The 6,884-nt window shown below is 75.1% G+C and carries 7 protein-coding genes and 2 pseudogenes; all 9 read left to right on the forward strand.

From position 1 onward, the window contains the following. Positions 1–827, forward strand: a pseudogene (locus AB0O00_RS25600) (hypothetical protein); the annotation flags it as partial. Then, a complete protein-coding gene (locus AB0O00_RS25605; RefSeq protein ID WP_363655498.1) occupies positions 817–2,448 on the forward strand; it encodes an ATPase, T2SS/T4P/T4SS family in 1,632 nt (543 codons plus the stop codon). The pseudogene AB0O00_RS25600 and the gene AB0O00_RS25605, both read left to right, overlap by 11 nt. Beyond that, positions 2,448–3,419, forward strand: a complete 972-nt coding sequence (locus AB0O00_RS25610; RefSeq protein ID WP_363655509.1) for a type II secretion system F family protein — start codon at positions 2,448–2,450, stop codon at positions 3,417–3,419. Before AB0O00_RS25605 ends, AB0O00_RS25610 begins: the two co-directional genes overlap by 1 nt. Next, positions 3,416–4,294: a hypothetical protein gene (locus AB0O00_RS25615; RefSeq protein WP_363655500.1), complete on the forward strand. Its 879-nt coding sequence runs from the start codon at positions 3,416–3,418 to the stop codon at positions 4,292–4,294. Before AB0O00_RS25610 ends, AB0O00_RS25615 begins: the two co-directional genes overlap by 4 nt. 71 nt (positions 4,295–4,365) lie before the next feature. After that, positions 4,366–4,656: a hypothetical protein gene (locus tag AB0O00_RS25620; protein WP_363655502.1), complete on the forward strand. Its 291-nt coding sequence runs from the start codon at positions 4,366–4,368 to the stop codon at positions 4,654–4,656. 35 nt (positions 4,657–4,691) lie between these two features. Next, the gene (locus AB0O00_RS25625; RefSeq protein ID WP_363655504.1) at positions 4,692–5,111 is read left to right on the forward strand and encodes a TadE/TadG family type IV pilus assembly protein; all 420 of its coding nucleotides are present in this window, start codon (positions 4,692–4,694) and stop codon (positions 5,109–5,111) included. A 161-nt stretch (positions 5,112–5,272) separates the two neighbouring features. Next, positions 5,273–5,674, forward strand: a complete 402-nt coding sequence (locus AB0O00_RS25630) for a TadE/TadG family type IV pilus assembly protein (protein WP_363655506.1) — start codon at positions 5,273–5,275, stop codon at positions 5,672–5,674. A 356-nt stretch (positions 5,675–6,030) separates the two neighbouring features. Continuing rightward, entirely contained in the window at positions 6,031–6,414 is a 384-nt protein-coding gene (locus AB0O00_RS25635) for a hypothetical protein (protein WP_363655508.1), read from the forward strand. After that, positions 6,414–6,884: pseudogene (locus AB0O00_RS25640) on the forward strand (hypothetical protein); the annotation flags it as partial. The gene AB0O00_RS25635 and the pseudogene AB0O00_RS25640, both read left to right, overlap by 1 nt.

Consider the following 6,884-nt stretch of genomic DNA (forward strand, 5'->3'; position numbering starts at 1 on the left):
GCGCGGCCCGGCCCCGGCTGGCCGCGCTCGCCGAGGACCTCGCCGCGGCCGGCACCGGGGCGGACGCGCTCGGGCTGCTCCTCGTCGCGGAGGGGCCGTACTCGGGGGCGGAGGTGTCGCGCGAGTTCGGCCTGCCGGTGCTCGGGCTGCTGCCGCACGCGGTGCGCACCGCGCGGGTGCTCTCCGACGGCGGGGACATCACCGACCGGCGGTTCATCCGTTCGGAGTTGATGCGCACGGCGCGGTCCGCGGCGGACGAGGTGCAGCTCGCGGTGGGACGGCGGCGGCAACGGCTGGCGCCCGGGCGGGCGGTGGCGCAGGCGCCAGTGGCTGCGGTCGGGCCGGTCGCGGCGGTCCCGTCGGTCGCGTCGGTGGCGGGGACCGTGGCCGCGCCGGCGGCGGCTGCCATGGCGGCGCCTTCGGGGGGCGAGGCCGAGCAACTGCCGTACGCCCAGGCGCGGTTGCATTCTCCGATGCAGCACTCCGGGCAGCCGCAGTCACAGCCGCACTTCCAGCCGCAGCCGCAACAGCAGCCGCAGCCGGTCGCGCCGGTGATCGTCACCGGCCCGGTCGCACCGCTCGCCGGACTCGCGCCGCAGCCCGCCGCACCCGCGCCGTTCCCGGGCCACGGCCCGCAGGCGCAGTACGGGCAACAGGCTTACGGGCAGCCGCCGTACGTCCAGCAGGCGCACGCCCCGCAGCCGTACGGGCCGCACCAGCAGCAGGTCCCAGAACAGCACGTCCAGGAGCCGTCCTCGCACCAGGAGCAGCAGCCCCCGGTGAACGGCCGGCCCCACGGCCCCGGGGAGGTGCTCCGTGCGCGGTAGCCCCCTGCATCAGCGCCCGTCCACCGATCCCGCCGCCCTCCCGTGGTCGGGCCCGCTGCCCACGACCGGGCCGGTCCGTCCGCAGCCGGTGCCCCAGCCGGCGCCCGGACAGCAGTCGCCGCACGCCCAACAGCCGCCGTACGCGCAGCAGTCCGCGTACGCCGCGCCGCCGGCCACGCCCACCGCCGTCCCGTCCCAGCTGCCCTCGCTCGACCTGCGTGGTGCCGCCACCCGGCCGGCCGTCGACCCGCAGGTCGCGCGCGAGCTCAAGCGCCAGGTCGCGGCCGAACTGCACCAGCAGATCACCCGGTTGACCTCCGGCACCGGCGCCGAGCCGGACCGCGCCACCCGCCGCCAGCGCGGCCGGGCGCTGATCGAGGAGGCCGTCGCGCGCTGGTCCGACGCCTACGCGCAGACCCACGGCATCCCGCCCACCCGGGAGCAGGACCGCGCGCTCGCCGAGGCCGTCTTCGACCTGCTGTTCCGCGCCGGGCGCCTCCAGCCCTACCTGGACGACCCGGAGATCGAGAACATCCTGATCAACGGCTGCGACGACGTCTGGGTCTCGCGCGTGCACCAGCCCCTGCGCCAGGTGCCGCCGGTCGCCGACAACGACGCCGAACTCGTCGAACTGCTCCAGGACTTGGCGCGCCAGCACGGCGGCGGCGAGCGCAGCCTCTCCACCGCCAGCCCGACCCTCGCCCTGCGCCTGGAGGGCGGCATGCGCCTCCAGGCGCTCACCGAGGTGACGCCCCGCCCGTACGTCGCGATCCGGCGCCACCGGGTGGCCTCCGCGACGCTCCCGGAGATGGTCCAACTCGGCACCCTGGACAGCACTTTGTCCGCCTTCCTGGCCGCCGCCATCCGGGCCAGGAAGAACGTGATGATCACCGGTACGCAGGGCGTCGGCAAGACCAGCCTGCTGCGCGCGATGGCCGCCGAGATCCCGCCGGACGAGCGGATCGGCACCCTGGAGTCGGAGTTCGAGCTCTGGCTGCACACCCTCGGCCATCTGCGCCAGGTCGTCCCGATGGAGGCCCGCGAGGGCAACGGCGAGCGCGTCGAGGGCCGCCTGGCAGGGGAGTTGACGATCGGCGACCTCATCCCGGCCGCGCTGCGGATGACGCTCTCGCGCATCATCGTCGGCGAGGTCCGCTCCGGCGAGGTCGTGCCGATGCTGCGCGTCATGACCAACGGCGAGGGCGGCTCTATGTGCACGCTGCACGCCCGCGGCCCGCACATGGTGGTCGACCGCATCGCCGAACTCTGCCTCGAGTACGGCTCGCACATGACCGACGGCCTCGCCTACCGCCTCACCGCCAACGCCCTGGACCTGATCGTGCACGTCGCCATGGTCGACGAGACGGCCGTCGGCGGGCGCCGGCACCGCTTCGTCTCGCACGTCCTGGAGGTCACAGGCCTCGGCGAGAGCGGCCGGCCCGCGCTGAACACCGTGTTCGGCCCGCGCCCCGAGCTCGGCGAGCCGCGCGCCGTCCCGCACACCCCGCCGCAGTGCCTGGACGACCTGCGCCGCGTCGGGTTCGACGCCTCACTCCTCGGTTCCCGGTACGGGAGTTGGGCCGCCCCGCTCCAGCTGCGGATCGGCGGTGGCACCCGGTGATGCTGCTCTTCGTGCTGTGCGGGCTGCTCGTCACGGGCGGCGTCGTCGCCCTGGTGGCGTGGGCCCGCGGCAGCGAACCGGTAGCTGCGGAGGAGGCGGGTGGCGAGCAGGAGAACCCGCTCGCCACCCGGGCCCACGTGCTCTGGTACGGCGCCCCCGGCACCGCCCCCGCCCGGATGGTCCGCCTGCGCCGGATCCAGCTGCCGCTCGCGCTCGTCGGCGCGCCGCTCGGCTGGCTGTTCACCGGCATCCCGCTGACCGCCCTGCTGGTGCCGCTCGTCGTGTTCGGCCTGCCCTGGCTCTTCGACACCACCCGCTCCGACACCCACCGGATCGAACGCCTCGAGGCGCTCTCCGAGTGGACCCAGCGCATCGCGGACGTGCTGCTGCTCGGCGTCGGCCTCAACCAGGCCATCGTCACCAGCCGCCGCACCGCCCCCGCCGCCCTGGAGGAGGAGATCGGCGAGCTCGCCGCCCGCCTCCAGGCTCGCTGGCGACCCGAGGAGGCGCTGCGCGCCTTCGCCGACAGCCTCGCCGACGCCACCGCCGACAAGGTGCTCGCCGCACTCGTCCTGCGGGCCGGCGACAGCGGCCCCGGCCTCGCCCGCGCGCTCTCCGACATGGCCGACTCGGTGCGCGAGGAGGTGCGCCAGCGCCGCGCCATCGAGGCCGACCGCGCCAAGCACCGCACCACCATCCGCTGGCTGGTCGGCATCATCACGCTGGTGATAGTGGTCGGCTCGTTCAACTCCGACTACACCCGCCCCTACAGCACCCTCGTCGGGCAGTGCGTGCTCGCCGTCGTCGCCGCGCTGTTCGTCGCCATCATCGCGTGGATGCGCGCGCTCGCCTCCCACCCGCCGGTGCCCCGGCTGCTGGTGGCCGACCGGCGCAGCCGCACCGGCCGCCGCCGGGCCGCGAACGCCCAGGACGCCGACGAGGCACCGGAGTTGCTCGGGGAGGCCCGATGATCTCGCCGTGGTCCGTCCTGGCCGGCGCCGTCGCGGCCGGCGGGCTCGCCCTGCTGGTCGCCGAACTGCGCCCGGCACCACCGGACTTGCGCCAGGCCCTGGACCGGCTGCACCGCGCCCCCGCCGACCGCCCCGAGGACCCGGACGAGCGCCCGCGCTGGTACGACCGGATCGGCGAACGTTCCGCCGCCCTGCGCGGCGTGCGCGTCCCGCACCGCGAACTCGCCCTGATCGGCCGCACCCCGGCCCGCTTCATGGTGCACAAACTGCTGTTCGCCGTGATCGGCCTCATGCTGCCCGCCTACCTCGCCGCCGTCTTCGTCGTCGTGGACGTCCAACTGCCCTTCGCGCTCCCGCTGGTGGCCGGACCGCTGCTGGCCGCGCTGCTCTGGTTCGTCCCCGACGCCATCGTCGCCGGCGAGGCCAAGGAGGCGCGCATCGAGTACCTGCACGGCATCGCCGCCTACCTCGAACTCGTCGCCCTCGAACGGGCCGCCGACTGCGGGCCCGCCGAGGCGCTGCGCCGGGCCGCCTCGGTCGGCCGCGGCACGGTGTTCCTGCGCATCCGCGACGCCCTCGACCGCGCCGCCACCGACCGCCTGCCGCCGTGGGCCGGACTGGACGCGCTGGCCGCCGAGCTCGGCCTCACCCCGCTCCAGGACGTCGCCGACATCATGCGGCTGTCCGGCACCGACGGCGCCGCCGTGTACGACACCCTGCGGGCCCGCGCCAAGGGCCTGCGGGGCGAACTGCTCGCCGAGGACCTGGCCCGCGCCAACTCCGACAGCGAACGGATGGTCGCCCCCGGGTCCGCGCTGACCCTGCTGATGACCGTCCTGATCGTCTTCCCCGCGCTCCACCAGATGCTCGCCTGATGCCCGCCCGATGCCCGTTGGATGGGCTTGCCCCGCCACTCACCTCCTCACCACACCCCCGGGAGAATCCGATGAATCACCTGGCCGTCCGGCTCAAATACGGCGCCGGGCTGTTCCTGCGGCCCGTGCTCCTGCCCGTCCAGTTCGCGCTGCTGCTGTTCACCTTCCGCCTCGGCCGGCTGCGCGCCGCCCGGGCCCGCGGCGACCGCGGTGCCATCAGCATCGAACTCGCCCTCGCCGTCATCGCGTTGGTGGTCGTCGCCGGTGCGGTCGCGGCGGCGCTGGTGTTCCTCCAGCAGAAGGTGACGAAGAAGGTCGAGGAGGAGCCGAAGTACCCGGGCGGCGGTGCGGCGACCCCGTGAGACGTCCCGCCCGTCGCCGCGGTGACCGGGGAGCGATGAGCCTGAGCCTGGCCATCGTCTTCCCAGTCGTCCTGCTGCTCCTCCTGCTGGTCGTCCAGGCCTCGCTGTGGTGGTACGCGCGGCAGGTCGCGCTGACCGCTGCCCGCGAGGGCGCCGAGGCCGGCCGGACGCAGCACGCCGTGGGCGACGCGGCGAAGGGCGGGGCTTCGAAGAACGACCCGGCGAAGGACCAGGCCGCGAGGGACGCGGCGGCGCGCGAACGGGCCGAGGAATTCCTGCACCGGCAGGGCAGCGGCTCGTACCAGGTGAGTACCGACGGGAGCACGGCGCAACGGGTGCGGGTCACCGTCCAGTTGACGCCGACGCTGCTGATCCCCGGCCTGTCCGCGCCGCACATCACCCAGTTCGCGGAGGCGCCGCGCGAGCGCTTCGTCCCGCCGGGGGGTGTGCCGTGAGCGGGGGCACCGTGAGCGGGGGCACCGTGAGCGGGGGCACCGTGAACGGGGATGCTGTGAGCGGGGGCGCCGTGAGCGCAGGTTCGGTGCGCCCGTGCGGTCGGGCGGTCGGGTTCCGGCGGCGTCCGCCCGGGTTCCGGCGGCGACCGGACGGCGGCGGGGTGGCCATCGAGGCGGCGATCATCGCGCCGTACGTGGTCGGGCTGGTCCTGATCGCGATCGCGGCGGGGCGGCTGCAGACCACCTCCGGCACGGTCGAGGCGGCGGCCCGCTCCGCCGCCCGCACGGCCTCGCTCGTGCGCAGCTTCGACGGGATGGCGGATCCGGCGAAGGAGGCGGCCAGGGACCAGCTGAAGCAGGAGGGCGTCTCCTGCCGCAAGCTCTCGGTGACCGTCACCCCGGGGGAGCTCGACCTGCCGGGCGGCGTGGTCGCCACCGTCAAGGTCCGGGTGGTGTGCGAGGTCGGGCTGGGCGACCTGCTCGGCGGGCTCACCGGGGTGCCCCTCACGAAGACCGTGGCCGGCGAGTTCACCTCCGTGGTGGACCGTTACCGGGGCACGTGACAACAGGTGGGCCGGATCCGGGGATTGGGGACGGCCCGGGCGGGGGAGACGCAAGCGGAGAGCGCTCGGGTGATGACGGAACGGGGCCGGGCGGCGCCCGGTGGGGGCCGGGGGCCCGGGGCCGGGGGACGAACGGACGGGCGGCGGTCGGCCCGGGGGCGGACAGCTCGTGGGTGGACAGCTCGTGGATGAACAGCCGGGGGGGCGAACAGCAGTGCGGAAGTCCGAGGGTCCGAGGGGGTGTGAAGGTGCGTGCACGTGAGGGTGCCCGACGGCTGCGGTCGGGGCTGCTCGGGCAGGTTCGGTTGCCCGGCCGGTTGCGCGGGCGGTCCGATCGCGGTGCGGTCTCGCTCTTCGTGGCGATCTGCGCCGTCTACCTGGTGTTCGTGATCGCCATCGTCGTCGACGTCGGCGGCCGGCTGCGGGTCCTCGAACGCAACGACGCCTACGCCCAGGAGGCCGCCCGGGTCGGCGGACAGCAGCTCGACCAGGCCGCCGTCCTCCAGGACAAGGGCATCCAGGTCAAGCACGACTACGCCGAACAGGCCGTCGACGCCTACCTCGGGCTCTACGGCCTCAAGGCCGCCGCGGTCAAGTTCTCCGAGGGCGGCACGGTCGTCACCGTCACGGTGACGAGCAAATTCCGGCCCGTCCTGCTGGGCTCCCTGGGCGAGCGGGAGGTAACGGGCGTGGGCAGTGCCACCCTCGTCCACGGAGTCGAGAAAGCGGAGACCGACTGATGGCCGCGCCACGTGCCAAGGACCAGACCCGACCCGCCCCGGACCGGGCCAGGACCGCCCGGAGCCACAAGCGGGTCCCGCAGGCCCCCGCCCGGCGGGCGCCGGGCGGGGGCCGCGCCGGGGCCGTGATCACCGCGCTCGCCGCGCTGGTCACCCTGGTCGCCCTGCTGCTGGGCCTGCCCGCCCTCCTGCTCTACGGGACGCAGGCCGTCGCCGCGATGGGCGACGTCGCCCCGGACGGCATCGGGCAGGCGCTCACCGGTCCGGACGACGGGCGGCTGTTCCTGTGGCTGCTGGTCGTCGTCGGCTGGCTGGCGTGGGCCTGCTTCGCGTTCTCCGTCCTGCTGGAGATCCCGGCCCAGTTGCGCGGGCGCATCGCCCGCCGCATCCCGGCGTTCGGCTGGAGCCAGCGGATGGCGGCCGGACTGGTCGGCGCGGTGCTCGCGCTGCTGCCGGTGGCCGGCTCGTCC

The sequence above is a fragment of the Kitasatospora sp. NPDC093558 genome, from assembly GCF_040683475.1.
Classification (GTDB): Bacteria; Actinomycetota; Actinomycetes; order Streptomycetales; family Streptomycetaceae; genus Kitasatospora.

What these genes read in the sequence shown, in the direction of transcription:
- AB0O00_RS25625 (WP_363655504.1), top strand. Translation starts at nt 4,692, where the DNA reads ATGAGCCTGAGCCTGGCCATCGTCTTCCCAGTCGTCCTGCTGCTCCTC.
- AB0O00_RS25615 (WP_363655500.1), top strand. Translation starts at nt 3,416, where the DNA reads ATGATCTCGCCGTGGTCCGTCCTGGCCGGCGCCGTCGCGGCCGGCGGG.
- AB0O00_RS25620 (WP_363655502.1), top strand. Translation starts at nt 4,366, where the DNA reads ATGAATCACCTGGCCGTCCGGCTCAAATACGGCGCCGGGCTGTTCCTG.
- AB0O00_RS25610 (WP_363655509.1), top strand. Translation starts at nt 2,448, where the DNA reads ATGCTGCTCTTCGTGCTGTGCGGGCTGCTCGTCACGGGCGGCGTCGTC.